We start from the raw sequence: 26014 nt of genomic DNA on the forward strand, positions 1-26014 counted from the left end.
ACCGAATTGATGAGTAGTGATGTATGCCAGCAAATGTAGTGGTAATAGGCAGCCTGAACATGGACCTGGTCACCCGGGCGCCACGGCTGCCACGCGGCGGTGAAACGCTGATTGGTCATTCCTTTGTCACGGTGTCTGGCGGCAAGGGCGCCAATCAGGCGGTTGCTGCTGCGCGCTTGGGCGCTAAGGTGGCAATGATCGGTTGCGTCGGAAATGACGACTACGGTGTGCGATTGCGCGATGCCTTGCTCGCCGAGCACATCGACTGCGAGGCTGTCAGTGTCGTAGAGGATTCCAGTGGCGTAGCGCTGATTGTGGTGGACGACAACAGCCAGAACGCCATCGTGATTGTCGCCGGTGCCAACGGCGCGATGACGCCGGCAGTGATCGACCGCTTTGATGCGGTTTTACAGGCCGCCGATGTAGTGATCTGTCAGCTCGAGATTCCCGACGCGACGGTCGGGCATGCGCTCAAGCGTGCGCGTGAACTGGGCAAAACCGTCATCCTCAACCCGGCGCCGGCCAGCCGTCCTTTGCCGGCAGACTGGTTTGCCGCCATCGACTATCTGATTCCCAACGAAAGCGAAGCCGCCGCATTGAGCGGGCTCGCTGTCGACTCGCTGCAGTCGGCAGAAACGGCTGCCACTCAGTTGATTGCCATGGGCGCGGGCAAAGTCATCGTCACGTTAGGCGCGCAAGGCTCATTGTTCGCCAACGGCAACGGTTTCGAACATTTCCCCGCGCCGACCGTGAAGGCGGTCGATACCACGGCGGCGGGCGACACTTTCGTCGGCGGTTTTGCCGCAGCGCTGGCCGATGGCAAGACTGAGGCCGAGGCGATTCGCTACGGGCAGATCGCCGCTGCACTGTCGGTTACCCGCGCCGGTGCGCAACCGTCGATTCCAACCATGTCCGAAGTACAGGCGTTCAAACCCGCATGAAAAAGACTCCTCTGCTTAACGTCGCGCTGTCGCGACTGATCGCTTCTCTTGGCCACGGTGACATGGTCGTGATTGGCGATGCCGGTTTGCCCGTGCCACCGGGTGTCGAGTTGATTGATCTGGCACTGACCCATGGCATCCCTGATTTCGTCAGCACGCTGAAAGTTGTACTCAGCGAGATGCAGGTAGAGAGCCATGTGCTGGCCAAAGAGATCTTCGACAAACAACCCACGGCGCTGGCCGATCTGGACGCGTTGAACGAAGAGGGCGCGCTGGGCCGTAGGGATCTGCTCACCCACGAGCAGTTCAAGGTGCTTAGCCGACAAGCCAGGGCGATCATTCGTACAGGAGAATGTCAGCCGTACTGCAACATCGTTCTGGTCGCCGGGGTTACATTCTGATTTCCGATATCACCTGCACAAGGAATGCGCTATGCAACGCTATGCTGCAAAACTTCATCAACTGGTCCGGAGCCTGCTGCTTTTGTCTGTGATAACTGCGACCGGCGTTCAGGCCGCTGAAAAAATCGATTTGATCATCGACACCGATCCAGGCGCTGACGACGTTGTCGCTTTGCTCTTCGCGCTGGCGTCGCCGGATGAATTGAATATCCGCGCGTTAACGACTGTCGCCGGCAACGTGCGCCTGGACAAGACTTCGCGTAACGCGCGACTCGCTCGCGAATGGGCAGGGCGCGAAGACGTGCCGGTTTACGCTGGCGCACCGAAGCCGCTGATGCGCACGCCGATCTACGCCGAGAACATTCATGGCAAGGAAGGTTTGTCAGGCGTCACGGTTCACGAACCGAAGAAAGGCCTGGCGAAAGGCAATGCGGTCAATTACCTGATCGACACTCTTAAATCGGCCAAACCGCACAGCATCACCATTGCCATGCTCGGTCCGCAGACCAACCTGGCTCTGGCATTGATCCAGGAGCCGGAAATCGTTCAGGGCATCAAGGAAGTGGTGATCATGGGCGGGGCGCATTTCAACGGTGGCAACATCACCCCTGTGGCTGAATTCAACTTGTTCGCCGATCCGCAGGCTGCCGAGGTGGTGCTCAAGAGCGGGGTGAAACTCACCTATCTGCCGCTGGACGTGACCCACAAGATCCTGACCAGCGATGCACGCCTGAAGCAGATCGCCGCGCTGAACAACAATGCGAGCAAGATCGTCGGCGACATTCTCAACGAGTACATCAAGGGCGACATGGAGCACTACGGCATTCCAGGTGGCCCGGTGCATGACGCGACGGTTGTGGCGTATCTGCTCAAGCCTGAGTTGTTTACCGGTCGGGCCGTCAACGTCGTGGTGGATAGCCGTGAAGGACCGACATTCGGCCAGACCATTGTCGACTGGTACGACGGCTTGAAAGCGCCGAAGAATGCATTCTGGGTCGAAAATGGCGACGCCCAGGGATTCTTTGATCTGCTGACCGAGCGCCTGAAACGCCTGAAATAAGTCGTCAACCCGCAGGCGGTTGCCTGCGGGTTTTCACTGCGGCTGTTCGGCCTGACCGATCGGATAGCGTTCGAATACCTGATTGATAAAATGCTGCGCCGCTTCTATCCCCAACTCCTTGACCAGTAAATCAATGCCGATCAGCGCCAATTCTTCCGTCGTGCCGGGGCTGTAAGAGCTGTGTCCTTCGGCCCATTTGGCGTTGATGGCGGCGTCGATGCTTACACTGGTCATGGGAGGCTCGAAAGGTCAGGATGTCTGTTTTCGAGTTAACCATTTTGTGCGGCATTTGGCACTGCGACTTAGGCATGAGCGGAGCGCTATGCGACACTTGGTCTTTTCCGGCTTGCAAAGGACCCCGCTGTGCAGATTGATTTGAATACCCCTGACGGCCTCACACTCGAAGCAGTGCGCCAATTGCTTGCCTCGGGCAGTGACGACGTGCACAACCAATTGCGCGTGACCAAAGATGGCATTGCCTATCTGTCTACGGTGACCGGTGGGCAGGATATCGAGGGTCTGCTGTTTCGCCTGGAAACCTGGGCGAAGGGGTCGGGCTATGTGGGTAACGTCGCAGCCAGCGATGAAGTCTGGGTGATGCAGATTTTCAACGCACTCAAAGACAACTGGCCGAATCCGCCCTACGACTACATCGACGTTTATTGAGGTCGTTAATATTCAGTCACGAATGTTTGATGAGCCGGACAGGGCGGCTCAGGCACACTCGGCATTTTTCCGCTCGTGGGGCAGGGCATGGCTTGAGCCTTGAAACCAAACGCCGCATTGGCGGTCGCACGATCTCTGCTTAAACATTTGAAAACAAGGAGGCTTCATGCCTTTGAAGTTCGCGACACTGGGTGCACTTATGGCCGCTGCTCTGTTGGCTGGTTGCAGCACAACCTCCAGCGAGTCGGCAAAGGAGCCCGTGGCGGCTGAATCAGGAAATAGCCGCTGCGAAGCATCGGCAGCGCAATTTGCCATCGGCAAGAAGGCATCCCCTGAGCTGCTGGATCAGGCGCGTGCCAAGGCTGGAGCGCAAAATGCGCGTTTCCTCAAGCCGAACGACATGATCACCCTGGAATACCGCTCCGATCGCCTGAACCTGAACACCGACAACAACCTGATAGTCACCCGCGTCAACTGCGGCTGAGTCCTTTTGTCTCAGGCATAAAAAACCCCGTCACCAGGACGGGGTTTTTTTAGTGCGCCGAGAAATTACTCTGGGCGAACCTGTGCAGCTTGCATACCCTTTTGGCCTTTCTCAGCCACGAAAGAGACGGTCTGGCCTTCTTTCAGGCTTTTGAAACCGTCGGATTCGATAGCTTTGAAGTGTACGAACAGGTCGTCACCGCCACCTTGAGGAGTGATGAAGCCGAAGCCTTTTTCATCGTTGAACCATTTAACGGTGCCGGTTTGGCGATTAGACATGGTGTATCTCCAAGAAACATATATTTTCAGTAGTGCTGTGCTGCTCAGGCCAACTGGGCACACCCGGGTATCATAGTCGAAATGTTCGCTTTGGTAGCCCCCCGGACGTGCTGTTTGCCAATCAGTCGTGTTTTCTTTACCACCTTGTTGCGCTGAAAGCCCCGGTTTGAAAGGCTTTCAGCGAAACGTAAAGACGATAAAAAAACCTGTAAAACCTGCATAAATCGTCTGAAAAGCCTCATTTCCAGCACTTTTTTCCGCCTTTCAGCCGATGTTAATGACCGGTTTTCTTATTTTTTCGGGGCGGTATTTGCCTTGCATTTGGTGATCTGGCCAAGGGCTTTCTTTTGCAATTCAGGCGTCGCCTTGTTGTCCATCAGCGCCTGAATGTCGCTGGCCGGATAGGACTTGATGGCGTCAGCTCCGCAAGCGCAGTGGGATTTCGCCGCGGCAGCACCGATTTGCTGGGTTGCAGCCTCAGTGCACTGGGCCATGTACTTCTCGCGCTCGCCTTTTGGCCAGTCGGCATGGGCGCTCAGTGGCAGCAGCAGAACGACGGGGGCGACGAGGGCGAATAAGCTTTTCAGACGCATGCGAGGATGCTCCTTGTGGGTCAATGTCTTGTTATCTGAGGGCGCAAGGGCCGATCAAGTTCAGCACTCTGGCATAAAAACGGACATTTGGCCTTCTGCCAAATCAGGACGTAAGCGACCGCTCATCTGTGCTAGCATGCCGGGCTCAAGCGTTCTCAGGCTTCGGATGACCTTCAGTCCCGAAGCGGTCGGCGTGCGAATTTTTCCGATTTGAATCCCAGTCACTCTGGTTCGGTTTTCCGGTTGGCCGCAAGGCTCCTGCCGCTGTAAGGCAGGCGTTCGTCATTGAATGGCCTGGATCGGATCTTGTACTGGCTCATCCCAACCCACGTGACCTTTGGTAGGGGTCACCACTAGGAGAGGAGGCGCCATGCCAACTATTACTCTTCCCGACGGCAGTCAACGTTCATTCGATCACCCGGTTTCCGTAGCCGAGGTCGCCGCATCCATTGGAGCAGGTCTGGCCAAAGCCACGCTCGCGGGCAAGGTCAATGGCCAACTGGTCGACGCCAGCGACATCATCAGCAGCGACGCGACCCTGCAAATCATTACGCCAAAGGATGAAGAGGGGCTGGAGATCATTCGCCACTCTTGCGCGCACCTGGTTGGCCACGCGGTCAAGCAGCTGTACCCGACCGCGAAGATGGTCATCGGCCCGGTCATCGACGAAGGCTTCTATTACGACATCGCCTACGAGCGTCCTTTCACGCCGGAAGACATGGCGGCCATCGAGCAGCGCATGCAGCAGCTGATCGAGAAGGATTATGACGTCATCAAGAAAGTCACTCCGCGCGCGGAAGTGATCGAAGTGTTCAAGGCCCGCGGCGAAGATTACAAGCTGCGTCTGGTCGAAGACATGCCGAACGAGCAGGCCATGGGTCTGTACTATCACGAAGAATACGTCGACATGTGCCGCGGTCCGCACGTGCCGAACACGCGTTTCCTGAAATCCTTCAAGCTGACCAAGCTGTCGGGCGCCTACTGGCGTGGCGACGCCAAGAACGAGCAATTGCAGCGCGTCTACGGCACCGCTTGGGCGGACAAGAAACAGCTGGCGGCTTACATTCAGCGCATCGAAGAAGCCGAGAAGCGCGATCACCGCAAGATCGGCAAGCGTCTGGGCCTGTTCCACACTCAGGAAGAGTCGCCGGGCATGGTGTTCTGGCACCCGAATGGATGGACTCTATACCAGGTGCTCGAGCAGTACATGCGCAAGATCCAGCGCGACAACGGCTACCTTGAGATCAAGACTCCTCAAGTCGTCGACCGCAGCCTGTGGGAAAAATCCGGGCACTGGGCCAACTACGCCGACAACATGTTCACCACTCAGTCGGAAAACCGCGACTACGCCATCAAGCCGATGAACTGCCCATGCCACGTGCAGGTGTTCAATCAGGGCCTGAAAAGCTACCGCGAGTTGCCGATGCGTCTGGCCGAGTTCGGTGCTTGCCACCGTAACGAGCCGTCGGGTGCGTTGCATGGCATCATGCGCGTGCGAGCGTTTACTCAGGACGACGCGCATATCTTCTGCACCGAAGAGCAGATGCAGGCCGAGTCCGCTGCGTTCATCAAGCTGACCATGGATGTCTATCGCGATTTCGGCTTTACCGAAGTCGAGATGAAACTGTCCACTCGTCCGGAAAAACGCGTCGGCTCCGATGAGCTGTGGGATCGCGCTGAAGCTGCATTGGCTGCAGCCCTTGATTCTGCTGGCCTGCCGTACGATCTGCAGCCGGGCGAGGGTGCTTTCTACGGGCCGAAGATCGAGTTCTCGCTGAAAGATTGTCTCGGTCGAGTCTGGCAGTGTGGTACCTTGCAGCTCGATTTTAACCTGCCTGTCCGTTTGGGCGCTGAATACGTCTCCGAAGACAACAGCCGCAAACACCCGGTGATGTTGCACCGCGCGATCCTCGGTTCGTTCGAGCGTTTCGTCGGGATTCTGATCGAGCACTACGAAGGTGCTTTCCCTGCGTGGCTCGCGCCGACCCAGGCGGTGATCATGAATATCACTGATAAACAGGCAGATTTTGTTGCAGAGGTTGAAAAAACTCTCAACGAAAGCGGATTTCGTGCCAAGTCCGACTTGAGAAATGAAAAGATCGGCTTTAAAATCCGCGAGCATACTTTGCTCAAGGTTCCCTATCTTTTGGTTATCGGAGATAAGGAAGTCGAGATGCAGACTGTCGCTGTGCGTACTCGTGAAGGTGCTGACCTGGGCTCGATGCCCGTCGCCCAGTTCGCTGAGTTTCTCGCGCAAGCGGTTTCCCGGCGTGGTCGCCCAGATTCGGAGTAATTATTATTAAGCGTGAAATGAGACAAGATAAACGAGCTGCACCGAAAGCCCCGATCAACGAGAATATCTCGGCACGCGAGGTTCGGTTAATTGGCGCTGATGGCGAGCAGATTGGCATCGTCTCGATTGATGAAGCGCTTCGTATCGCTGAAGAAGCAAAGCTTGATCTGGTGGAAATTTCCGCAGATGCAGTCCCGCCTGTTTGCCGGGTGATGGACTACGGCAAATCGATCTTCGAGAAGAAGAAGCAGATTGCCGCGGCGAAGAAAAACCAGAAGCAGATTCAGGTTAAAGAAATCAAGTTTCGTCCAGGGACGGAGGAAGGGGATTACCAGGTAAAACTGCGCAACCTGGTACGTTTCCTGAGTGACGGGGACAGGGCCAAGGTATCCTTGCGATTCCGCGGCCGTGAGATGGCCCACCAGGAGCTGGGGATGGAACTCCTCAAGCGGGTTGAACAAGACCTGCTCGAGTACGGTTCGGTCGAACAGCATCCTAAGATGGAAGGACGCCAGCTGATCATGGTCATCGCCCCGAAAAAGAAGAAGTAATCAACAGGGCACGGCAGGCCTTCTGATTATGTTTATCAACTGAATGCGGAGTATCCGAACATGCCAAAAATGAAAACCAAAAGTGGTGCTGCCAAGCGGTTTCTGAAAACTGCTAACGGCATCAAGCACAAGCACGCTTTCAAGAGCCACATCCTGACTAAAATGTCGACCAAGCGTAAGCGTCAACTGCGCGGTAGCAGCTTGCTGCATCCGTCTGACGTGGCAAAAGTCGAGCGCATGCTGCGCCTTCGTTAATTTAGTCAAGAATAGAGGAAGTAACTCATGGCTCGTGTAAAGCGTGGCGTCATTGCCCGTAAGCGTCACAAAAAAATTCTGAAACTTGCTAAAGGCTACTACGGCGCACGCTCCCGCGTATTCCGTGTTGCCAAGCAAGCGGTAATCAAGGCAGGCCAATACGCCTACCGTGACCGTCGTCAGAAAAAACGTCAGTTCCGCGCTCTGTGGATCGCTCGTATCAACGCTGGCGCTCGTGTTAACGGTCTGTCCTACAGCCGTTTCATCGCTGGCCTGAAAAAAGCGTCCATCGAGATCGACCGTAAGGTTCTGGCTGATCTGGCAGTGAACGAAAAAGCGGCGTTTGCTGCGATTGTCGAGAAAGCTAAAGCCACCTTGGCTTAAGTACCCCCGACAGTCACCCGGCCTCACCTCTGTGGGGCCAGGTGTTAAACGTCATAAATAGGGGAAGAGCCTTCAAGCTCTTCCCCTATTTTGTATCTGGAGTCTGTACATGGAAAACCTGGATGCGCTGGTCTCTCAAGCACTAGAGGCTGTGCAAAGCGCTGAAGATATCAATGCCCTGGAGCAAATCCGGGTTCAATACCTTGGCAAGAAGGGCGAATTGACTCAGGTGATGAAGACCCTGGGGAATCTGCCGGCCGAAGAGCGTCCGCAAGTCGGTGCGCTGATCAACGTTGCCAAGGAACGTGTTACAGGCGTTCTCAATGCGCGCATGGCATTGTTTGAAGAAGCCGAGCTGGCTGCCAAACTGTCTGCCGAATCCATCGACGTGACATTGCCGGGCCGTGGCCAGACCTCTGGCGGTCTGCATCCGGTCACCCGGACTCTGGAGCGCGTCGAGCAGTTCTTCACCCGCATTGGCTACGGCATCGCCGAAGGCCCTGAGGTCGAAGACGACTACCACAACTTTGAAGCGCTCAACATCCCAGGCCATCACCCGGCCCGGTCGATGCATGACACCTTCTATTTCAATGCCAACATGTTGCTGCGCACCCATACCTCGCCGGTACAGGTCCGCACCATGGAATCCAAGCAGCCGCCGATCCGCATCGTCTGTCCGGGCCGCGTCTATCGCAGCGACTCCGATATCACCCATTCGCCGATGTTCCACCAGGTCGAAGGCCTGCTGGTCGATCGCGATATCAATTTTGCCGATCTCAAAGGCACCATCGAAGAATTCCTGCGGGTGTTCTTCGAGAAAGAACTGGCCGTGCGTTTCCGTCCTTCGTATTTCCCCTTCACCGAGCCATCCGCTGAAGTCGATATGGAATGCGTGATGTGCAGCGGCAAAGGCTGCCGCGTCTGCAAGCAGACCGGCTGGCTGGAAGTGATGGGCTGCGGCATGGTTCACCCGAACGTGCTGCGCATGTCCGGCATCGATCCGGAAGAGTTCTCCGGATTTGCCTTCGGCATGGGTGTCGAGCGTCTGGCCATGCTCCGTTACGGCGTGAACGACTTGCGTCTGTTCTTCGACAACGACTTGCGGTTCCTCGCGCAATTTCGCTAGTCGTAACGAATTCTTAGGAGAGCAGGATGAAATTCAGTGAACAATGGCTGCGTGGCTGGGTCAGCCCGCAGGTAGATCGCGATGAGCTGGTTGCTCGTCTGTCGATGGCCGGTCTTGAGGTCGATAGCGTTACTCCGGCCGCCGGCGTATTCAGTGGTGTGGTGGTGGGTGAGGTGCTGAGCACCGAGCAGCATCCGGACGCCGACAAGTTGCGCGTATGCCAGGTCAGCAATGGCGCGGAAACCTTCCAGGTCGTGTGCGGAGCGCCAAACGTGCGCCCGGGCCTGAAGATTCCGTTCGCGATGATTGGCGCAGAGCTGCCGGGCGACTTCAAGATCAAGAAGGCCAAGCTGCGTGGCGTCGAGTCCAACGGCATGCTGTGCTCGCAGGCAGAGCTGCAGGTCGGTGAGGGCAACGACGGTCTGATGGAGCTGCCGGCCGATGCGCCGGTGGGCGAAGATTTCCGAGTGTATCTGGATCTGGAAGACGCCAGCATCGAGGTCGACCTGACCCCGAACCGTGGCGACTGCCTGTCCCTGGCCGGTCTGGCTCGTGAAGTCGGCGCGCTGTACGCCGTGCCGGTAACCCGTCCTGTGGTGGCTGCGGTTGCAGCGGTACACGACGAAGTCCGCTCGGTCGAGGTGCTGGCCCCAGCTGCCTGCCCACGTTACCTGGGTCGGGTCATCCGTAACGTCGACCTGTCCAAGCCAACCCCGCTGTGGATGGTTGAGCGTCTGCGTCGCGCCGACGTGCGCAGCATCGACGCTGCCGTCGACATCACCAACTACGTCATGCTCGAGCTCGGCCAACCGCTGCACGCTTTCGATCTCGCCGAAATCAATGGCGGCATTCGTGTGCGCATGGCTGAAGAGGGCGAAAAGCTGGTTCTGCTTGATGGTCAGGAAGTCAGCCTGCGTAGCGATACGCTGGTCATCGCTGACCACACTCGTGCACTGGCGATCGCCGGCGTCATGGGTGGCGAGCACAGCGGTGTTTCCGCGACCACCCGTGATGTGTTCCTCGAATCTGCGTTCTTTGATCAGATTGCGGTTGCCGGCAAGGCACGTTCTTACGGCTTGCATACCGACGCTTCGCATCGCTACGAGCGTGGCGTTGACTGGCAACTCGCTCGTGAAGCCATGGAGCGCGCCACTGGCCTGCTGCTGGAAATCACTGGCGGCGAAGCTGGTCCGATCATCGAGACCGTCAGCGAACAACATCTGCCATCGATTGCACCGATTACTCTGCGCGCTCAGCGCATCACTCAGATGCTCGGCATGGAGATGGATTCGGCACAGGTCGAGCGCCTGCTCAGTGCCTTGGGCCTGAGCATTGCCGCTGACGGCGAAGGTCAATGGCGAGTTGAAGTGCCAAGCCACCGCTTCGATATCAGCCTGGAAGTCGACCTGATCGAAGAGCTGGCGCGTCTTTACGGTTACAACCGTTTGCCGGTTCGCTACCCGCAAGCGCGTCTGGCGCCGCAAGCCAAGGCCGAAGCGCGTAGTGATCTGCCTGAGCTGCGTCGTCTGCTGGTTGCTCGTGGTTATCAGGAAGCGATCACTTACAGCTTCATCGATCCGCGTCAGTTCGAACTGTTCAGTCCTGGCGTCGAGCCGCTGTTGCTGGCCAATCCGATCTCCAACGATATGGCCGCCATGCGCTCGTCGTTGTGGCCAGGTCTGGTCAAGGCATTGCAGCACAACCTCAACCGTCAGCAGGATCGCGTGCGTCTGTTCGAGAGCGGCCTGCGCTTCGTTGGTCAGCTTGAAGGCTTGAAGCAAGAGCCGATGCTGTCCGGGGTTGTGTGCGGGAGTCGCTTGCCGGAAGGCTGGGCGCAGGGTCGGGATACCGTCGACTTCTTCGACGTAAAGGCTGACGTGGAAGCGGTACTGGGTTTCGCCGGTGCCCTGGATTCGTTCACCTTTGCTCCGGGCAAGCACCCGGCGCTGCATCCGGGTCAGACCGCGCGCATCGAGCGTGAAGGTCGCGAGGTAGGCTATATCGGTGCAATTCACCCTGAGCTGTCGAAGGCACTGGGGCTGGATCGTCCGGTGTTCGTCTTTGAGCTGGTTCTGGCGGAAGTGGCGCTCGGTAAAATGCCGAAATTCTACGAGTTGTCGCGCTTTCCTGAAGTGCGTCGTGACCTTGCACTGATCGCGCACAAAGACGTCGCGGCCTCGGCTGTACTGGACGTAATCCGTGAAAATGCAGGCGAATGGCTCACAGAGCTCAGGCTGTTTGACGTGTATCAGGGTAAAGGTATTGATCCTGATAGAAAAAGCCTTGCAGTCGGCTTGACCTGGCAGCATCCATCGCGCACTCTTAATGACGATGAGGTGAATTCGACGACGCAAAATATCCTCACCTCGCTCGAACAAAGGTTGAACGCCACGTTAAGGAAGTGACGTATGGGGGCTTTGACGAAAGCTGAGATGGCGGAACGTCTGTATGAAGAGCTGGGCCTGAACAAGCGGGAAGCCAAGGAATTGGTCGAACTGTTTTTCGAGGAAATCAGGCACGCTCTTGAAGACAACGAGCAGGTCAAATTGTCCGGTTTCGGCAATTTCGACCTTCGGGACAAACGCCAGCGGCCTGGCCGCAACCCGAAAACGGGGGAAGAAATCCCGATCACGGCTCGCCGTGTGGTCACCTTTCGTCCAGGGCAGAAGTTGAAGGCCCGAGTTGAGGCTTATGCTGGAACCAAGTCATAACGACGAACTACCCGTCATCCCGGGCAAACGCTACTTCACCATTGGTGAAGTCAGCGAGCTGTGTGCCGTAAAGCCACACGTGCTGCGCTACTGGGAGCAGGAGTTTCCTCAGCTCAACCCCGTCAAACGCCGCGGGAACCGCCGGTATTATCAGCGCCAGGACGTGCTGATGATCCGGCAGATCCGCGCGCTCCTTTACGATCAGGGTTTCACCATCGGCGGCGCACGTCTGCGTCTGTCCGGCGACGAAGCCAAAGATGACACCACACAGTACAAACAGATGATTCGGCAGATGATTGCCGAATTGGAAGATGTTCTGGTGGTACTCAAGAAATAAAAAGCTGCGCTTGAATACTTCCAGTTTTCAAAAGCTTGCGATATATTCTTGAGCGTTCTTCGAGGTGAAGAACGGGATGCAACATCAGTCGGGGCGTAGCGCAGTCCGGTAGCGCACTAGCATGGGGTGCTAGGGGTCGAGTGTTCGAATCACTCCGTCCCGACCATATTTTTCAATGATCTAGGCCAATGTTCACAGCATTGGCCTTTTTCATGTGTGTGAGATTTGCGGGGCTACTCGATCACGCCTGCGACTCGCATCACCAAGTGTTTGGATTAGTAAGAAAGTCCGCTCGTCGAGCAAATAGCACTCTCTGTGCGCCGATCTTCTCTTACTTATTAAGCGCAGCCCCTGCGCCACTGACGGGAGAGAATGATGATCGACGACAACAACGGCCCTGAAGCGCCATATCCGGGACCAGACGAACAAACCCCTGATTCTGGCGAGGGTCATGATTCCGGCCTGGAGCAGGCTGATTCTGAGCCGAAGCAGGGCACCGACGAACGACCAGAGGACTGGAATCCGCCTCCCGGCAATCCTGGCTCTGATCAGGACGCTCAGACGGGCCGAGATAATGGCGGCGCTACGTAAGCCCGATCAATGTAATAGTTCACGAGACCCGGCCATCGCGCCGGGTTTTTATTGCCGCCCAACCCTCTATCGACATCACCGGGCGCAGACGGTTATTTGGGCTTGGGAGGGCGAAGCCGAGCGGCGCCGGCGGCTGGACGCTTCGATCCAGGCGCCGGCAACAAGCATGTTCACTCTACGATGCAGATCCAGCGATGGTTGTATCGATAGGGTGCGCGTGTGAAATGGACGTCTGAGACCATTTTCATGCCTCGCTCTTGGAGCGCTTCGGTCAGTTGTACGAGTGTCTCTGCCTGGATAGTCATTGCTGTCACCTCGTCAGATTTACTGCGTTCATAATTCTTGACCGAGAGATCAGGCGGCTAATTCATTTTTTCTACAGTCATCATTGAAGTAGTGCGATCAAGAGCGCTGTGCTTCACTTCGTGTCCACTAACTTGCCCCATTCAAGTCCGAACCGCGCCAGGTACTTCCTCAAGCGATCGGCATCATTAGGCTGCGCCTTGGCCTGCCGGGAAATGCCGAACAGCTGTCGACCGGCATCCGACAGGCTGTCCGCCTGCCGGCATACCTCAATAACCGCCTTCAGCTGTAAGCGATCGAACAAGTCCATGCTCTCGCTATCTCCCGGCAACTCAGTTGATACCGCAGTGGGTTGCGCCAAGCCCCATGCATATCGCAATCGATCGATCTCATCGTCTACCTGCGCTTCATCGATGCGTCCGCTTTCGGCCAGAGTTGCCATCCGTGTAATCGACGCGGACAGTTCGCGAAAGTTGCCCAGCCACGCTGCTTCACGTGAGCTGGCGAAGGCCAGGTAGCGTCGGCGTGCTTCGAGATTGAAACGCGCGCGTTGCCCATGTTCGCGCGCGTGGCGTTCCAGTTCGAAATCGATGTTTGGCTCGATGTCCTCGCGGCGGCCGGCGAGGCCGGGCAGGTCGAATGTCCAGAGGTTGATCCTTGCGTACAGGTCCTCGCGAAAAAGGCCTTCGGCGACGCGGCTGCGCAGGTCGCGGTGGGTGCCGGCGATTATCAGAAAATCACTCTCGACTTCCTTGTCCGAGCCCAGCGGGAAGAAGCGTTTCTCTTCGATTGCCTTTAACAGCATCGCTTGTTCGTCTGCGCCGAGCTCGCCGATTTCATCGAGAAACAGCATGCCGCCGTTTGCGGCGCGCAGCAGGCCATCGCGAGCGTTTTGCGCGCCGGTGAAGGCGCCTTTGACGTGGCCGAACAAGGCCGACATCGCGCCGTCGCCACGCAAGGTTGCACAGTTGACTTCGACAAAGCGTCCCTGCATTTGATGACGGTTACGTTTGAGTTCGTAGATGCGTCGCGCCAGGAAGGATTTGCCGGCGCCGGTCGGGCCGATCAGCAGCATGGGGGCTTTTGAGCGCAGGGCTACGCGCTCTATCTGTTCAATGGAGCGGTTGAAGGCCGGGTTGCGCGTGGCGATGCCGGACTTGAGAAATTCCAGGCCTTCAAGACGTTTGCTGGCGAAGCGTGAGGCAATCCGATCATAGCGCGACAGATCGAGATCGATCAGCGCATGAGTGCCGCAGGCGGGCTCGTTCTCGTTCTTGCGCTTGGCGGGGGAGGTTTGGATCAATCGGGCCGGCAGATAGCGCGCCTCGGTGAGCAGAAACCAGCAGATCTGTGCGACGTGGGTGCCGGTGGTGATGTGGACGAGGTAATCCTCGTGCTCGGTGTCAAAATTGTACGCAGTGGTGAAGTCGTGCAGGGCGCCGTACACCTCCTCGAAATCCCAAGGGTTGCGCAGCGACATTGGATGCAGGCGCACTTCGGTGCTCGGAGAAATCTGCTGGATGTCCGCTCGGACACGCTCGGCGAGGCTGACGTCGCGCGCGTCGAGGCCATGAATCAATTCAAGTCGGTGGATAGGGAGGTCTGTTTGTTGGCACAGGCCTACGCTTGGTCGCCAATAATTCCATCGGCTGGCACCTTTGCCGACACGATCCAGGGTGGCTCCGATAAATCCGATGGCGACCGTGCGTTTGTTGGGCATGCTTATCTCATAAGATAAATGACGATATGCAATGATAATTTTGCTGGTCGGATTTGTCTTCCATAGATTATCGAGCCTCGTCCAATCAGAGATAAAAGTTATTAAAATCAAAAACATAGCAGAAACAACCATGGCCGCATCCAAAGCTGGCACAGCGGCTGCAATGCTGATGGAAACGAACATGGACACCAAGATATGAAAGACCAAACCTACCAGCTTCTCGAAGTCGCCAACGGCAAGCCCATCAAACTCTGGACCGAAGGCGTCCCGGTTGAAAACGAAGCCCGCGCACAGTTGATGAACACTGCGAAAATGCCCTTCATCTTCAAGCATCTGGCGGTGATGCCGGATGTGCACCTGGGCAAGGGGTCAACCATCGGCAGCGTTATTCCAACGGTCGGCGCGATCATTCCGGCGGCGGTGGGCGTCGACATCGGTTGTGGAATGATCGCTGCGCGTACATCGCTGATGGCTTCGGATCTGCCGGACAACCTCCAGGGACTGCGTAGCGCCATCGAGCAAGCGGTGCCACATGGCCGCAGTTCGAATCGTTTGCGGCGAGACAAAGGCGCCTGGGACGAGATTCCTCAGCAAGCCGATCAGGCCTGGGCGGGGTTGCAGCCGCGCTTCAAACTGATCACCGACAAGTATCCGAAACTGGCCAACACCAACAACCGTGGGCACTTGGGGACGCTCGGCAGTGGCAACCATTTCATCGAAGTGTGCCTGGACGAGGCCAATCGGGTGTGGTTCATGCTGCACAGCGGTTCGCGTGGCGTCGGCAACGCTATCGGCAACCTGTTCATCCAGATGGCCCAAGCCGATATGCGTCAGCACATTGCCAACCTGCCGGACCGTGACCTGGCCTATTTCGAAGAGGGCAGCCAGCATTTTGATGATTACGTGGAGGCGGTTGGCTGGGCGCAGGACTTCGCCAGACAGAACCGTGAACTGATGATGCGTGCGGTGGTTCAGGCCACGCGGCAGATCATCCGCAAGCCGTTCGAAGTGGCGCTGGAGGCGGTCAACTGCCACCACAATTACGTGCAGAAGGAACGGCATTTCGGTGAAGACGTGCTGATTACCCGCAAAGGCGCGGTGTCAGCGAAGAAGGGCGAGCTGGGGATTATTCCGGGCTCGATGGGCGCCAAGAGTTTCATTGTGCGCGGTCTGGGCAATGAAGAGTCATTCAGTTCCTGCAGTCATGGCGCCGGGCGCACCATGAGCCGCACGAAGGCGAAGAATACCTTCACCGTCGCCGATCAGATCCGCGCCACTGCCCATGTGGAGTGCCGCAAGGACGAAGCGGTGATTGACGAAATTCCGATGGCCTACAAGGACATCGACAAAGTCATGCACGCCCAGCGTGAGCTGGTGGAAGTGCTGCACACCCTGCGTCAGGTGGTGTGCGTCAAAGGCTAAGGAACTACCGCGCTGGCGAGAATTCTGCGTCGGCAGTGCGCTGGTTCATCGCGGCTGAGCTGAAGCGCGAATTATCAATATTGATCGTAACTCAGGAAGACCCACGACGGTTTAACGGTACCTCAGAGACACCGTCGGGCTATACGCGTAAGGATTTGCAATGAAAGAGATAATCGAACTGGACGGCGCCATCGGTGGCGGCCAGGTGTTGCGCAGTGCGCTGAGCCTGTCGATGGTGACAGGCCGGGCGTTTCGCATTAAACAGATTCGCGCCAGACGCAGTCGTCCGGGATTGCTGCGTCAGCACCTGACAGCCGTGATGGCGGCGGGCGAGATTTGTGGTGCACAGATATCTGGTGCGCATCTGGGGTCGCAAGGCCTGAGCTTCGAACCGGGCGAAATTCGCGGCGGCGACTTTCAGTTCGCTATCGGCACGGCGGGCAGTTGCACGCTGGTGCTACAGACGCTGTTGCCAGCCTTGTTGCGGGCATCGAAGGCCAGTCGGGTGACGATCTCCGGTGGCACGCATAATCCGCTGGCGCCGCCGACGGATTTCCTGTCGCGCAGTTGGTTGCCGCTGCTGCGGCGCATGGGCGGCGATGTCGAGTTGGAGTTGCTGCGTCATGGTTTCGTACCGGCTGGCGGTGGCGAAATTGCGGTGAAGGTGCAGCCCTCGCGCCTCACGCGCCTGGACCTGTGTGAGCGCGGCGAGGCAGTCTCACGACGCGCATTGGCGCTGACCGCAGGTCTCGCACCCACTGTCGCTCAGCGAGAGCTGAGTCAGGTGGCCAAGCGTTTGAACTGGCCAGTGGAGGCGCTGCAACCTATGGCGCTTGACCCGGCACGCGGTCCGGGCAATGTGTTATTGCTGGAGTATGTTTTCGAGCATGTCACTGAGGTGTTCAGCGCATTTGGCCAAGTGTCGTTACGCGCCGAGAAGGTGGCCGATGCCGCAATCAATCAGGCCGTCGACTGGTTGTGCAGTAATGCTGCTGTCGCTGAGCATCTGGCCGATCAGTTGCTGTTGCCGATGGCGCTGGCCGGTGGCGGATCGTTCACCACGCCGCGCATGACTGATCATCTGCGCAGCAACATCGAAGTCATTCACCTGTTTTTGCCGGTCCGTATCGATTGCCGAGAGGAGGGCGGCGATCGCTTGCGGGTAGACGTTTTCCAAACCGATTAACAGCGGCCGGCAACCGGAAAGCAGTTGCACAACCTCATCGCAGGTGAGGCTAGCCTTCAGCCATTAGCACATCCGACCTAATTGCCCCCGGTCTGGCTCGACCTTAAAGTCCTTTCGCTTGGCAGGTTATTGCCAGTATTTCTCCGGTATGAAAATCAAAAAGGTCGATCTGCAATGAACTCATCAAGGACTATCCCGGTTCTCGCTTTATTCGCAACAATGGCGCTCGCAGTTACTGGATGCCAGACCGTCAAACCGGGAGAGAGTGATCTCAAGAATCGCGCACAGACCACCATCGGCAAACCCGTAATCAAGGTTTCAAATATCCGCAGCGACTTCAATACAACCTTCTACACCGCTCAAACCGAAAGTGGCGAATATACGTGCGAACTGCCGAGCGGCCCGATGGTTGCTCTGGGTTCCATGGGCATGGGACTGGGCGCTCAGTGCACCAAGCAATGACTAATCAATCTTTTCGAAGCTGAAATAAAAAGGCCAATGTCGATGACATTGGCCTTTTTCTTTAACCAATACTCGGCGCAGATCAGTTGGTTTTCGAGTTCAGCTTGCGCAGTTCTTCGTAGGTCGCCGATTGCACGAACCAGAAGCCGGAGACGATGCACCAGCCCAGGGTGCCGCCTACGAACATGCCGAGACCTGAAAGAAAGCTCTGGCTCATCATGAAGAGGGAAACGATCAGGATGACCGCCAGTGCGATGTAGAGAACGATGTTGTTGACGCCGATGACGAAATCTTTCATTTGCATTCCTTGGATGTATTTTCCTCTGGCCACCTTCTATGGTGGCCAGTGCGCGCATCATATTGATATCACCCTGGATTGCGCTAGTTCGGCGTCGGTATTTCGTTATGAATAGCAAAGTCCGTGGTTACTGAACGGGTTTTTTCTCAAGATCTTCGGAGTCGCTCGACGTCGCCGCATCCTTCTCCGTCTCGTGCGGTTCTGAGCCCGCGTTGGCGCCTGAAGACTCTTCACCTTTCTTGTTGGCCTTCTCATCATGGTCACTAGAGCTTTGTGCATGATTGACACCGGGCAGGGCGGTGGCGGGGGTGGCAGCGCCCGCTGTCGTTTCGGCTGCCCAAGCGTGGAGCGGGCCAATCAAGCACAGACTGAAAAACGAAATTGCGAAGATTTTCTTGTTCATCACGTGGGCCTTCTACGCGGTGGGATGTACTGCTTTGGATAAGCCTGTCTGCCAAAGGTGCGCAGTACTGGACGAGCGGCGAAGCCTGATTGTATTCAGCCGGATCAAAAATCTCGCGACAGCAGGCAAATTGCTGGCCCCCATAGGTGTTTCGCACCGGCAAAATCGCCTTTTTTCAAAAGGTTAGGTTGGCTACATGCGCACGATTGTCATCACCGTTGTGACGCTTTCCCTGGCTTTGATCGCCTCGGGAGTGCAGGCAAAAGAGTTGAGCAAGGGCCATCGCTTTGCCTGCACCTGGGGCTCGGATATTGCTGCCGGTGCGCAGCGATCAAAACTGTCCGGGGTTTCGCTGTATGGCGCGCGCAAGCAATTGCAGGTTCGCCGATTCCAGCAACCCTGGATGCGCATGACAGCGATGGGGATTACCGAGCAGACCTACAACAGCAGTTCGAAGCTCAAACCGGCAGCGGTCAAGCAGACCTATTACGAACAATGCGTACGCCATGAGTTGGCTCGGCGCTGATGCCGGTTTCTCAGGACTGATTTACACAGCTCAGGAATCGCGAGAGCCCTTGGCGACTGCCGGCCCGGCAACCCGCGGCGCCGCTTTGGTCTGCATCAGTGCATCCAGAGCCTTGCGATAGCCCTGGCCGCCAAGCGCCATGCTGTTGTTGTGCGTCGCGCCGGGCACGAGCAGCAGGCGTTTGGGCTGCTCTGCGGCATTGAATAGCTGCTCGCTGAAGCGCGGCGGCACGAAGGCATCAGCCAGGCCATGCACCACCAGCAGTGGCATGTGAATGTCGGCGATCTTGTCGATGGAATCGAATTTCTGCGACAGGAGCCAACGCACAGGAAGCGAGGTGTTGGCCACGGCGGCAGCTACGTCGGCGAGAGAAGTGAAGGTAGATTCGATGACCAGACCGCGAACCGGCAGAGGTGTGTTGTTGCGCGCCGCGTTCTGTCCGAGCTCGGCCGCCAGATCAATCGCCACCGCACCGCCGAGAGAGTGGCCGTAGATCAGGCGCTTGTTCGGGTCCGGTTGCAGCAGCTGGAAGCGCTCCCAGGCCACGCGGGCATCTTCATAAACGCTGCTTTCGGATGGAAGATCACCCTTGCTTTGGCCGAACCCGCGATAATCGATGGCCAGCACCGAATAGCCCGCCGCGCGTAGTTGTTCTATGCGGAACAACTGTCCGGTGAGGTTCCAGCGCACGCCATGCAAATAAAGGATTGCCGGGGCATTGGCACGTTCCGCCGGCCACCACCAGGCATGGATGTTCTGCCCGGCCTTGAAGCTCTTCGGTTGCAGATCGAGTTCCTGAACGCTGCCGGGCAGACCGCGATACCAGCCGGCGGTGCCCGGCTCGATGCGAAACAACAGTTTGCGCTCGGTGTGTTCCAGCACCCCACAACTCGTCGGCACGCCAATGATCAGCGCGGCCATCATGGCGAATGCCAAGCGGCGGCGTCGCAGGCGGGTCAGGAAGGACAGGAACATTGATCGTTTCACCACAGCGCAGACAAAGAACGCTTTTTACCAGATGCCTCGGTCTGCGCGTGACTGTTTTTCGACCACCGTGCACGCCCAACGATTACAAGATGCTGCAATCGATCACGCCACCTGCAGCACAATCTTGCCGATATGATCGCCGCCCTCCATGCGGGCATGGGCCTGAGCCGCGTCAGCCAGCGGGTAAACCTTGTCGATGATCGGCAGGCAGCGCCCGGCGCTGAGGGCAGGCCAAACGTGTTCTTGCAGTTGATCGGCGATGGCGGCTTTTTCCGTAGCCGTACGCGCGCGCAGCAGCGAGCCGGTGACCACTGCGCGTTTGCCGAGGATCGCCAGCAGATCGATGTCGTTGGCGCGGGCGCCGCCGAGAAAGCCGAGCATCACCAGTCGGCCATCCATTGCCAGTGCGCTGATGTTGCCGTTCAGATACGAGCCACCCATGATGTCGAGAATCACGTTCACGCCTTGATCTGCGGTCTTCTCGGCAATGACCTTGGCGAAATCTTCCTCACGATAGTTGATCGGTTGCCCGCCAAGTTTGCTGATTGCGGCGCATTTTTCAGCACTGCCTGCGGTAGCAAACGCCTCGATGCCAAATTCACGACAGAGCATCAGCGCGGTGGTACCGATACCGCTGGTGCCACCGTGAATCAGCACGCGCTGGCCGGCCTTGGCACCGCCGAGGCCGAACAGGTTGGCCCAGACGGTGAAAAACGTTTCCGGAATCGCGGCGGCCTGGACCCAATCGACTCCATCCGGCACAGGCAAAGTCTGGCCGGCCGGAACCGCGCAATACTCGGCGTAGCCACCGCCATTGGTCAGCGCGCATACCCGATCGCCGACCGCGAAACGCGTTACTCCGGCGCCAACCGCGACCACTTCGCCAGCCACTTCCAGGCCGGGAATCGGGTCCATCCCGGGTTTCATCGGATATTTGCCGGCGCGCTGCAAGGCATCCGGACGATTGATGCCGGCAGCGTGAACGCGGATAAGCACTTGGCCTTCGCCAACGGTCGGCAGAGGCACACGCCTGGCTTGCAATACTTCAGGGCCGCCGGGTTCGGTGATTTCAATACGGGTCATTTCGTTGGGCAGTGACATTGTCGATTCCTGTGAAAAAGGTCGTGTAGATGGGAACGCTGGCAGCGCGCAATGATTCCCCTCAGTTCGCCGCGCAGCGCGTTTCATTAGCAGAGGGCAGCCAGCGCATGGCTAGCTCCAGCAGTAGAGCCACGACGATTGCGCCAGCGGCGATCACAAACAGCAGCGTGTGCTGGCCGCCCGAGGCATTGAACAATGCCGAATAGGCAAACCCGGCCAGCGCCTGAAAGGTTGCGAATGACACAGTGGCACGGCTCCAGGCGATCTGCTGACGGTGATGCGACGGCACCAGCTCATGCACGCGGGCCAAAGCCAGAGGCACGATGCCCGGCGGGAACGAGCCGAGAATCACCGCCAGTAAAGCCAGCGCCAGAAACGCATGGGAGACGGCGAGCAAACCGAGGGCAATGGCTTGAACTACCAGCACCACGCGAATGCCAGTGCGTGCACCAAGCTGGTCGGCCAGAAAACCGTACGTCACCGGCCCGACAATCGCTCCCAGGCCATACATCACCCAGACCATTGCGCCGATATGCGCCCCGGCGCCCAGTCCGCGAGCCACGTAATCCACCAGAAACACCATGGCAGGCACCAGCCCGGCGGCCATGAACGCGTATTGAGCAAACAACAGGTAGACGCCCGGCGGTGTCGGCTCATCAGCCGACGTTGCGTGCGCAGCCACAGGGTGCGCGGTATCCGCAGGCCAGCCGAACCAGCTCACCGCGGTCAGCAACAACGCCAGCGCGCCCAGTCCCAGCCAGGTCGCTTGCAAGCCGAGGCTCAGCAGCGGCGGCACGATGGTCCCGGAACCGGCGATTCCGAGGCCGATGCCCAGGAAGATTGCGCCACTGGCCAGACCTCTGCGCGCCACCGGAACGTGAGGCAGCACGGTTGCCGCCACCAGCACCATGATCGCGCCACCGGCAATGCCGGACAGCAAACGCCAGCCGAAGAACCAGCTCACCGAGAGCGGATAAGCACAGGCAAAAAATGCTCCCGTGACCGCCAGCATCATCAGGCGCAAGGCGTTGCGGTTACCTAGTCGATGGGCCATGGGCCGACCGAGCAGGGCGCCGATCAAGTAGCCGACCAGATTGGCCGCGCCGAGATAGACGACATCATTGGCGGAAAACCACTGTGCCTGAATCAGCGAAGGGATCAGCGGCGTGTAGGCGAAACGCGCCAGGCCAATGCTGACCAGGCTGGCGCAAAGCCCGGCGAAGATCGGCAGCCAGATGCCGGAGGAATTTGCAGTACGCATGATAGCGATCTCACAAGAGGTGTATGGCGCTCAGCTTATCGGCTATCTTGGCTGCGCATATGCAGCGATTAAGCGGCAGAGTGATGCAAAAATGCTTCGATGAGGATCAGCATGAATTGGGATGATGCGCGGGTTTTTCTGGCGGTCTGTCGCGAGTCCACCTTGCGCGGAGCTGCACGAGTTCTGGGCGTGGACCAGGCCACTGTCGGGCGGCGTATTACCGCGCTGGAAAAGTCTTTGAGCGCGACGCTGTTCCTGCGTACCTCCGATGGCTACGCGCTGACCAGTGTTGGTGAAGCGGCGCGTAAAAGTGTGGAAAAAATGGAACATTCGGCACTGGAACTGGAGCGGCACATCCACGGGCTGGACGATCGTCTGACCGGTAACGTACGGGTCAGCACCACCGACTCGATGGCCATCGACTTCATCATCCCGGCGATGGCGCGCCTGCATGACCAGCACCCCGACGTGCAGATTCAGCTGGATGCATCGACGCAGATTCTCAGTCTGGCCAAGCGCGAAGCCGATATCGCGGTGCGCAATACTCGGCCGGATAACCCGGATCTCATCGCTCGGCGAATCGCCCGTTGGCCTGTAGGACTTTTCGCAGCACAGGCCTATGTCGAGCGCCATGGAGAACCGCAGCCCGGCAACGCTTTCGAGGGCCATGATCTGGTGGTGTATCAGCCGTACTTACAGAGCAAAAAAGACCTGACGCTGGTCTCTGAACCGTTGACCCGCGGACGCATCGTCGCCACGCTCAGCTCCAGCCTTTTGGTGCGTCGAGCCCTTGCCGCAGGCCTCGGGATAGGCGAGATACCGGTATACATGGGCGAACGCGATGGCCTCGTCAGACTTTGGCCGGAGCGGACCCGGCCGCTGCCGTATGAAGTGTGGCTGGTCACCCACGCCGACCTGCGTCACACCGCGCGGGTACGGGCGGTCATCGAGCAGATCGTTGAGGCTTTTGCGCTGGAAAACGAATAAGTGGTTCAGGGTTTTGCCGAGGCTACAACTGCTGACGAAACAGCCTACGTCCGAGACAGAATGGGCCGGCTTGTTGTAGTCCGTGATGAGTTCTATTGTCACTGCAGCTCGATGCAGACCTCAGTGACGCATCGAAACGAAGAGCCAGGGAAGGCCGCGTAGCCGCAGAAAGGTGTCGAATTGAAAATCAGGGAAGTGAATCAATATGCAGTCACGGACAGATCGGACGCGGGGCGGGACAGGCAAATCATGAGCAGCATAAGTCGCGAAGAATTCGATGCCAGGATAGAAACCATCGAGACGAGGATGGATGGCCGCGTGGCAGAAATGCGCGCCGACATTCGCGGGTTCCTGGCTGCTCAGGCAGAGCGGGACAAGGTCTATCTTGAACGGGACAAGGCCCTGCAGGAACGGGACAAGCGTTATGACCTGATGTGGATGGGCGTGCAGAAAATCGCCGACGAATCGCGGGAAGCGATCAGACAGGCATCGACGGTAAAGGCCAATTACTGGGCTGCCACCACTGTGCATTTCCTCGGCGTGGCTTCCTTGCTGGTTGGCGCACATTTTGCCAATCAGGCGGCGGTGTTGACCACGATACAAACCACGCTGGCAGCGATTCAGATTGGCAAAGAGGTATCGTCACCCAAACCTGTCGTACAACCCTCAGCAGTGCCGCCGCAATAAGAAACGGCCTTCAGTGGAAGGCCGTTCTGCATCGCGCCAGATCATGGCATTTCCGGCAACTCCTGAGGCCGCAAGTCGAACACCAGCACTTCGGCATCGACCCCGTTGCTCAAGGTGAGCAGCTGTTCTTCACGAACCCGCACGCCGTCGCCTTCCTGCAAGGCTTGGCCATTGAGTTCGACGCTGCCACGCGCAACGTGCACGTAAGCGTAACGATTGGCCGGCAATTTCAGCGTGGCACTTTCCTCGCCGTCAAATAACCCGGCGTAGACCCGCGCATCCTGACGGACTTTCAGGGAGCCATTGCTACCGTCCGGCGAGATGATCAGTTGCAGGCGACCACGTTTTTTCTGCGCGCTGAAGTGTTCCTGTTGATAGCGCGGCTTGGCGCCACTGACATCCGGCACGATCCAGATTTGCAGAAAGTGCACGGGCTTGGTGGCCGAGTGGTTGAACTCACTGTGCGCCACGCCGCTGCCGGCACTCATCAATTGCACGTCCCCGGGGCGGATCACCGAGCCAGTACCGAGGGTGTCCTTGTGTTCCAGCGCGCCTTCGAGCACATAGGAAAAGATCTCCATGTCGCGGTGCGGGTGCTGGCCAAAGCCTTTGCCGGCGGCGACCCGGTCATCGTTGATCACCAGCAGATCGGAGAAACCCTGTTCACGCGGGTTGCGGTAGCTGGCGAAAGAAAAGGTGTGAAACGACTTCAACCAGCCGTGATTGGCGAGGCCGCGATCGGAGGCTTTGCGAAGAGTCAGCATGATGAAATCTCCTGGCGGGACGTGAATTCGTCCGAGTGAGGAGAAGGTTACTGGTTACCCGGTGAGGCAATAAGTAGATGGAAATTGAAAGACTGTCCGGCTCAGGTTGACAGTTTTGCGTTATGGTTCACCCATTCGATCACGCTCCTGAACACTCGGTCCGCCATAATGCCTTGGCTGAAGCGTGCGTATTGACCCTTGAATATGTGTGAAACCTCCCATGAAAACCGTGGCAATGGTGCTGTTCCCTGACTTTCTGATGCTCGACATGGCGGGGCCGCTGGAGGTGTTTTCAGTCGCCAACCGTTATCTGAAACCTGATCTGCACTATCAATTGACGACTCTCGGGACAGAGCGCGGCTTGCTGAGGGCGTCCAACGGCGTGAAGGTTCAGGCTGACTTGCACATCGACGAAGCGGCCGAGCGCTATGACCTGCTATTGGTGCCGGGCGGACCCGGCGCCTATAACCAGAGATTTCCCGAGCTGTTTGGCTGGTTGAAAAAAGCCGTGCCGCGCGCGGAGCGTTACGGTTCGATTTGCACTGGCGCATTCATCCTCGGCCACGCTTGCCTCCTTGATGGTTATCGCGTCACCACGCACTGGAACTACACCGAACGGCTGATCAAGGCTTTCCCGAAAACCACGGTGACCACCGATCAGATCTACGTCGAGGATCGTAATCTCATCACCTCCGGTGGCGTTACGGCCGGCATCGACCTGGCGCTGGCGGTGGTGGCCAAAGATCACGGCAAGAAAATCGCCCAGGACGTCGCCAAGGTCTTGTTGGTGGTCATGAAGCGCCAGGGCGGGCAAGCGCAGTTCAGCCCGTTGATGGCGGCAGTCTCACCGCAAGAAACGCCCATCACCCGCGCACAGAATTACGTCCTTGAACATCTGGATGAAGCGTTCACCGTCGAGCGCATGGCTGGATTGGCGAACATGAGCGCACGGCACTTTGCTCGCCTGTTCGCCCGTGACGTCAATATGACGCCGATGGAGTTTTTGCAGAATGCCCGCATTGACTGCGCGCGAAACCTGTTGGAAACCGGCGATCTGCCGCTCAAGACCATCGCCTACAAAAGCGGCTTTGGCAGTGTCCGGCACATGCGCTCGTTGTTCGCCGAAAAGCTCGGTCTTACACCGTTACAATACCGCGAACAGTTCAGCTAGAGCGGTTCTGTCCGTCTGACGCAGTCGGATGTCCGTGCTGCGTCGGCTCTGGCGGTTGTATCGTC

Annotated in this window: 31 protein-coding genes and 1 tRNA gene; 22 read left to right on the plus strand and 10 right to left on the minus strand. The window is 57.8% G+C overall.

What is annotated here, in order from left to right; translation table 11 throughout:
- The first annotated feature begins 23 nt into the window (after nucleotides 1–23).
- Genes rbsK through NF676_RS10335 form a run of 3 tightly spaced genes read left to right on the plus strand, consistent with a single transcriptional unit; the run spans nucleotide 24 to nucleotide 2402 of the window.
- Nucleotides 24–941, plus strand: a complete 918-nt coding sequence (gene rbsK / locus NF676_RS10325) for a ribokinase (RefSeq protein WP_252887655.1) — start codon at nucleotides 24–26, stop codon at nucleotides 939–941.
- Nucleotides 938–1342, plus strand: coding sequence for a D-ribose pyranase (rbsD, locus tag NF676_RS10330; protein WP_041478553.1), 405 nt, complete (start codon nucleotides 938–940; stop codon nucleotides 1340–1342). The genes rbsK and rbsD overlap by 4 nt, the downstream gene beginning before the upstream one ends.
- A gap of 31 nt (nucleotides 1343–1373) precedes the next feature.
- Nucleotides 1374–2402 carry a nucleoside hydrolase gene (locus tag NF676_RS10335; RefSeq protein WP_056784434.1) on the plus strand — a complete coding sequence of 343 codons (1029 nt, stop codon included), beginning with the start codon at nucleotides 1374–1376 and terminating at the stop codon, nucleotides 2400–2402.
- Nucleotides 2403–2435: 33 nt separating this feature from the next.
- Here NF676_RS10335 and NF676_RS10340 read toward each other — a convergent pair whose 3' ends face one another.
- Nucleotides 2436–2636 (minus strand): hypothetical protein, encoded by a 201-nt coding sequence (locus NF676_RS10340; RefSeq protein WP_016774045.1) that lies wholly within the window; start codon nucleotides 2634–2636, stop codon nucleotides 2436–2438.
- 129 nt (nucleotides 2637–2765) lie between these two features.
- Here NF676_RS10340 and NF676_RS10345 point away from each other — a divergent pair, with 129 nt between their 5' ends.
- Together NF676_RS10345 and NF676_RS10350 are read left to right on the plus strand one after the other, a co-directional pair.
- Nucleotides 2766–3068 carry a hypothetical protein gene (locus NF676_RS10345; protein ID WP_056784439.1) on the plus strand — a complete coding sequence of 101 codons (303 nt, stop codon included), beginning with the start codon at nucleotides 2766–2768 and terminating at the stop codon, nucleotides 3066–3068.
- A 166-nt stretch (nucleotides 3069–3234) separates the two neighbouring features.
- Nucleotides 3235–3552, plus strand: coding sequence for an I78 family peptidase inhibitor (locus tag NF676_RS10350; RefSeq protein ID WP_095179508.1), 318 nt, complete (start codon nucleotides 3235–3237; stop codon nucleotides 3550–3552).
- Between the two features lie 65 nt (nucleotides 3553–3617).
- Here NF676_RS10350 and NF676_RS10355 read toward each other — a convergent pair whose 3' ends face one another.
- The gene (locus tag NF676_RS10355) at nucleotides 3618–3830 is read right to left on the minus strand and encodes a cold-shock protein (protein WP_003179963.1); all 213 of its coding nucleotides are present in this window, start codon (nucleotides 3828–3830) and stop codon (nucleotides 3618–3620) included.
- Between the two features lie 290 nt (nucleotides 3831–4120).
- On the minus strand, nucleotides 4121–4423 hold the full coding sequence (locus NF676_RS10360; RefSeq protein WP_056784441.1) for a hypothetical protein: 303 nt from the start codon (nucleotides 4421–4423) through the stop codon (nucleotides 4121–4123).
- A gap of 370 nt (nucleotides 4424–4793) precedes the next feature.
- Between NF676_RS10360 and thrS the strand changes: the two genes are divergently transcribed.
- From thrS to NF676_RS10410, 10 genes are all read left to right on the plus strand, one after another.
- Nucleotides 4794–6716: a threonine--tRNA ligase gene (gene thrS / locus NF676_RS10365; protein WP_024012407.1), complete on the plus strand. Its 1923-nt coding sequence runs from the start codon at nucleotides 4794–4796 to the stop codon at nucleotides 6714–6716.
- Entirely contained in the window at nucleotides 6716–7267 is a 552-nt protein-coding gene (gene infC, locus NF676_RS10370; protein ID WP_169432615.1) for a translation initiation factor IF-3, read from the plus strand. Before thrS ends, infC begins: the two co-directional genes overlap by 1 nt.
- A gap of 60 nt (nucleotides 7268–7327) precedes the next feature.
- Nucleotides 7328–7522: a 50S ribosomal protein L35 gene (gene rpmI / locus NF676_RS10375; protein WP_002553160.1), complete on the plus strand. Its 195-nt coding sequence runs from the start codon at nucleotides 7328–7330 to the stop codon at nucleotides 7520–7522.
- 27 nt (nucleotides 7523–7549) lie between these two features.
- Nucleotides 7550–7906 carry a 50S ribosomal protein L20 gene (rplT, locus tag NF676_RS10380; RefSeq protein WP_002553161.1) on the plus strand — a complete coding sequence of 119 codons (357 nt, stop codon included), beginning with the start codon at nucleotides 7550–7552 and terminating at the stop codon, nucleotides 7904–7906.
- Between the two features lie 109 nt (nucleotides 7907–8015).
- On the plus strand, nucleotides 8016–9032 hold the full coding sequence (pheS, locus tag NF676_RS10385) for a phenylalanine--tRNA ligase subunit alpha (RefSeq protein WP_003226365.1): 1017 nt from the start codon (nucleotides 8016–8018) through the stop codon (nucleotides 9030–9032).
- Between the two features lie 26 nt (nucleotides 9033–9058).
- A complete protein-coding gene (gene pheT, locus NF676_RS10390; protein ID WP_252887656.1) occupies nucleotides 9059–11437 on the plus strand; it encodes a phenylalanine--tRNA ligase subunit beta in 2379 nt (792 codons plus the stop codon).
- Nucleotides 11438–11440: 3 nt separating this feature from the next.
- Nucleotides 11441–11743 carry an integration host factor subunit alpha gene (gene ihfA, locus NF676_RS10395; RefSeq protein WP_002553164.1) on the plus strand — a complete coding sequence of 101 codons (303 nt, stop codon included), beginning with the start codon at nucleotides 11441–11443 and terminating at the stop codon, nucleotides 11741–11743.
- Nucleotides 11724–12080 carry a MerR family transcriptional regulator gene (locus tag NF676_RS10400; RefSeq protein WP_003179985.1) on the plus strand — a complete coding sequence of 119 codons (357 nt, stop codon included), beginning with the start codon at nucleotides 11724–11726 and terminating at the stop codon, nucleotides 12078–12080. Before ihfA ends, NF676_RS10400 begins: the two co-directional genes overlap by 20 nt.
- Before the next feature lie 89 nt (nucleotides 12081–12169).
- Nucleotides 12170–12246, plus strand: a tRNA-Pro gene (locus tag NF676_RS10405).
- A 209-nt stretch (nucleotides 12247–12455) separates the two neighbouring features.
- Nucleotides 12456–12671, plus strand: a complete 216-nt coding sequence (locus NF676_RS10410) for a hypothetical protein (protein WP_252869149.1) — start codon at nucleotides 12456–12458, stop codon at nucleotides 12669–12671.
- Nucleotides 12672–13089: 418 nt separating this feature from the next.
- Here NF676_RS10410 and rtcR read toward each other — a convergent pair whose 3' ends face one another.
- Entirely contained in the window at nucleotides 13090–14694 is a 1605-nt protein-coding gene (rtcR, locus tag NF676_RS10415; RefSeq protein WP_252887955.1) for an RNA repair transcriptional activator RtcR, read from the minus strand.
- 195 nt (nucleotides 14695–14889) lie between these two features.
- Here rtcR and NF676_RS10420 point away from each other — a divergent pair, with 195 nt between their 5' ends.
- The 3 genes from NF676_RS10420 (at nucleotide 14890) to NF676_RS10430 (ending at nucleotide 17764) form a co-directional block, all read left to right on the plus strand.
- Nucleotides 14890–16116 carry an RtcB family protein gene (locus NF676_RS10420; RefSeq protein WP_095179511.1) on the plus strand — a complete coding sequence of 409 codons (1227 nt, stop codon included), beginning with the start codon at nucleotides 14890–14892 and terminating at the stop codon, nucleotides 16114–16116.
- A 160-nt stretch (nucleotides 16117–16276) separates the two neighbouring features.
- Nucleotides 16277–17302 (plus strand): RNA 3'-terminal phosphate cyclase, encoded by a 1026-nt coding sequence (gene rtcA / locus NF676_RS10425; RefSeq protein ID WP_095179512.1) that lies wholly within the window; start codon nucleotides 16277–16279, stop codon nucleotides 17300–17302.
- Nucleotides 17303–17476: 174 nt separating this feature from the next.
- On the plus strand, nucleotides 17477–17764 hold the full coding sequence (locus NF676_RS10430; protein WP_041478565.1) for a hypothetical protein: 288 nt from the start codon (nucleotides 17477–17479) through the stop codon (nucleotides 17762–17764).
- Nucleotides 17765–17846: 82 nt separating this feature from the next.
- Here NF676_RS10430 and NF676_RS10435 read toward each other — a convergent pair whose 3' ends face one another.
- Both NF676_RS10435 and NF676_RS10440 read right to left on the minus strand, forming a co-directional pair.
- The gene (locus NF676_RS10435) at nucleotides 17847–18062 is read right to left on the minus strand and encodes a hypothetical protein (RefSeq protein WP_016774063.1); all 216 of its coding nucleotides are present in this window, start codon (nucleotides 18060–18062) and stop codon (nucleotides 17847–17849) included.
- 127 nt (nucleotides 18063–18189) lie between these two features.
- Nucleotides 18190–18465 (minus strand): hypothetical protein, encoded by a 276-nt coding sequence (locus tag NF676_RS10440; protein WP_095179513.1) that lies wholly within the window; start codon nucleotides 18463–18465, stop codon nucleotides 18190–18192.
- A gap of 196 nt (nucleotides 18466–18661) precedes the next feature.
- Between NF676_RS10440 and NF676_RS10445 the strand changes: the two genes are divergently transcribed.
- Entirely contained in the window at nucleotides 18662–18991 is a 330-nt protein-coding gene (locus tag NF676_RS10445) for a hypothetical protein (protein WP_041478568.1), read from the plus strand.
- Nucleotides 18992–19021: 30 nt separating this feature from the next.
- Here the strand turns inward: NF676_RS10445 and NF676_RS10450 are convergent, their stop codons facing one another.
- The 3 genes from NF676_RS10450 to NF676_RS10460 all read right to left on the minus strand — a co-directional run bounded on the left by NF676_RS10450 (nucleotide 19022) and on the right by NF676_RS10460 (nucleotide 22340).
- Nucleotides 19022–19966: an alpha/beta hydrolase gene (locus tag NF676_RS10450; protein ID WP_252887657.1), complete on the minus strand. Its 945-nt coding sequence runs from the start codon at nucleotides 19964–19966 to the stop codon at nucleotides 19022–19024.
- Nucleotides 19967–20080: 114 nt separating this feature from the next.
- Nucleotides 20081–21079 carry an NAD(P)H-quinone oxidoreductase gene (locus tag NF676_RS10455; protein ID WP_252887658.1) on the minus strand — a complete coding sequence of 333 codons (999 nt, stop codon included), beginning with the start codon at nucleotides 21077–21079 and terminating at the stop codon, nucleotides 20081–20083.
- Nucleotides 21080–21140: 61 nt separating this feature from the next.
- Complete coding sequence (locus NF676_RS10460) at nucleotides 21141–22340, minus strand: YbfB/YjiJ family MFS transporter (protein ID WP_252887659.1); 1200 nt, start codon at nucleotides 22338–22340, stop codon at nucleotides 21141–21143.
- Between the two features lie 111 nt (nucleotides 22341–22451).
- Between NF676_RS10460 and NF676_RS10465 the strand changes: the two genes are divergently transcribed.
- Nucleotides 22452–23327, plus strand: a complete 876-nt coding sequence (locus tag NF676_RS10465; protein WP_056784468.1) for a LysR family transcriptional regulator — start codon at nucleotides 22452–22454, stop codon at nucleotides 23325–23327.
- Nucleotides 23328–23507: 180 nt separating this feature from the next.
- Nucleotides 23508–24014 (plus strand): hypothetical protein, encoded by a 507-nt coding sequence (locus tag NF676_RS10470; protein WP_236169324.1) that lies wholly within the window; start codon nucleotides 23508–23510, stop codon nucleotides 24012–24014.
- Nucleotides 24015–24055: 41 nt separating this feature from the next.
- On the opposite strand, the gene NF676_RS10475 is transcribed toward NF676_RS10470, so the two are convergent.
- Nucleotides 24056–24778, minus strand: a complete 723-nt coding sequence (locus NF676_RS10475; protein ID WP_056784475.1) for a pirin family protein — start codon at nucleotides 24776–24778, stop codon at nucleotides 24056–24058.
- A gap of 220 nt (nucleotides 24779–24998) precedes the next feature.
- Between NF676_RS10475 and NF676_RS10480 the strand changes: the two genes are divergently transcribed.
- Complete coding sequence (locus NF676_RS10480) at nucleotides 24999–25949, plus strand: GlxA family transcriptional regulator (protein ID WP_252887660.1); 951 nt, start codon at nucleotides 24999–25001, stop codon at nucleotides 25947–25949.
- The last annotated feature ends 65 nt before the right edge of the window (nucleotides 25950–26014 follow it).

The organism is Pseudomonas siliginis (assembly GCF_024072275.1).
In the GTDB taxonomy this organism is placed as follows: domain Bacteria; phylum Pseudomonadota; class Gammaproteobacteria; order Pseudomonadales; family Pseudomonadaceae; genus Aquipseudomonas; species Aquipseudomonas siliginis.

Coding starts and splice junctions, on each gene's coding strand:
- rbsK (WP_252887655.1), top strand. CDS start 24: ATGCCAGCAAATGTAGTGGTAATAGGCAGCCTGAACATGGACCTGGTC.
- rbsD (WP_041478553.1), top strand. CDS start 938: ATGAAAAAGACTCCTCTGCTTAACGTCGCGCTGTCGCGACTGATCGCT.
- NF676_RS10335 (WP_056784434.1), top strand. CDS start 1,374: ATGCAACGCTATGCTGCAAAACTTCATCAACTGGTCCGGAGCCTGCTG.
- NF676_RS10340 (WP_016774045.1), bottom strand. CDS start 2,636: ATGACCAGTGTAAGCATCGACGCCGCCATCAACGCCAAATGGGCCGAA.
- NF676_RS10350 (WP_095179508.1), top strand. CDS start 3,235: ATGCCTTTGAAGTTCGCGACACTGGGTGCACTTATGGCCGCTGCTCTG.
- NF676_RS10355 (WP_003179963.1), bottom strand. CDS start 3,830: ATGTCTAATCGCCAAACCGGCACCGTTAAATGGTTCAACGATGAAAAA.
- NF676_RS10360 (WP_056784441.1), bottom strand. CDS start 4,423: ATGCGTCTGAAAAGCTTATTCGCCCTCGTCGCCCCCGTCGTTCTGCTG.
- thrS (WP_024012407.1), top strand. CDS start 4,794: ATGCCAACTATTACTCTTCCCGACGGCAGTCAACGTTCATTCGATCAC.
- rpmI (WP_002553160.1), top strand. CDS start 7,328: ATGCCAAAAATGAAAACCAAAAGTGGTGCTGCCAAGCGGTTTCTGAAA.
- rplT (WP_002553161.1), top strand. CDS start 7,550: ATGGCTCGTGTAAAGCGTGGCGTCATTGCCCGTAAGCGTCACAAAAAA.
- pheS (WP_003226365.1), top strand. CDS start 8,016: ATGGAAAACCTGGATGCGCTGGTCTCTCAAGCACTAGAGGCTGTGCAA.
- pheT (WP_252887656.1), top strand. CDS start 9,059: ATGAAATTCAGTGAACAATGGCTGCGTGGCTGGGTCAGCCCGCAGGTA.
- ihfA (WP_002553164.1), top strand. CDS start 11,441: ATGGGGGCTTTGACGAAAGCTGAGATGGCGGAACGTCTGTATGAAGAG.
- NF676_RS10400 (WP_003179985.1), top strand. CDS start 11,724: ATGCTGGAACCAAGTCATAACGACGAACTACCCGTCATCCCGGGCAAA.
- NF676_RS10410 (WP_252869149.1), top strand. CDS start 12,456: ATGATCGACGACAACAACGGCCCTGAAGCGCCATATCCGGGACCAGAC.
- rtcR (WP_252887955.1), bottom strand. CDS start 14,694: ATGCCCAACAAACGCACGGTCGCCATCGGATTTATCGGAGCCACCCTG.
- NF676_RS10420 (WP_095179511.1), top strand. CDS start 14,890: ATGAAAGACCAAACCTACCAGCTTCTCGAAGTCGCCAACGGCAAGCCC.
- rtcA (WP_095179512.1), top strand. CDS start 16,277: ATGAAAGAGATAATCGAACTGGACGGCGCCATCGGTGGCGGCCAGGTG.
- NF676_RS10430 (WP_041478565.1), top strand. CDS start 17,477: ATGAACTCATCAAGGACTATCCCGGTTCTCGCTTTATTCGCAACAATG.
- NF676_RS10435 (WP_016774063.1), bottom strand. CDS start 18,062: ATGAAAGATTTCGTCATCGGCGTCAACAACATCGTTCTCTACATCGCA.
- NF676_RS10440 (WP_095179513.1), bottom strand. CDS start 18,465: ATGAACAAGAAAATCTTCGCAATTTCGTTTTTCAGTCTGTGCTTGATT.
- NF676_RS10445 (WP_041478568.1), top strand. CDS start 18,662: ATGCGCACGATTGTCATCACCGTTGTGACGCTTTCCCTGGCTTTGATC.
- NF676_RS10450 (WP_252887657.1), bottom strand. CDS start 19,966: ATGTTCCTGTCCTTCCTGACCCGCCTGCGACGCCGCCGCTTGGCATTC.
- NF676_RS10455 (WP_252887658.1), bottom strand. CDS start 21,079: ATGTCACTGCCCAACGAAATGACCCGTATTGAAATCACCGAACCCGGC.
- NF676_RS10460 (WP_252887659.1), bottom strand. CDS start 22,340: ATGCGTACTGCAAATTCCTCCGGCATCTGGCTGCCGATCTTCGCCGGG.
- NF676_RS10465 (WP_056784468.1), top strand. CDS start 22,452: ATGAATTGGGATGATGCGCGGGTTTTTCTGGCGGTCTGTCGCGAGTCC.
- NF676_RS10475 (WP_056784475.1), bottom strand. CDS start 24,778: ATGCTGACTCTTCGCAAAGCCTCCGATCGCGGCCTCGCCAATCACGGC.
- NF676_RS10480 (WP_252887660.1), top strand. CDS start 24,999: ATGAAAACCGTGGCAATGGTGCTGTTCCCTGACTTTCTGATGCTCGAC.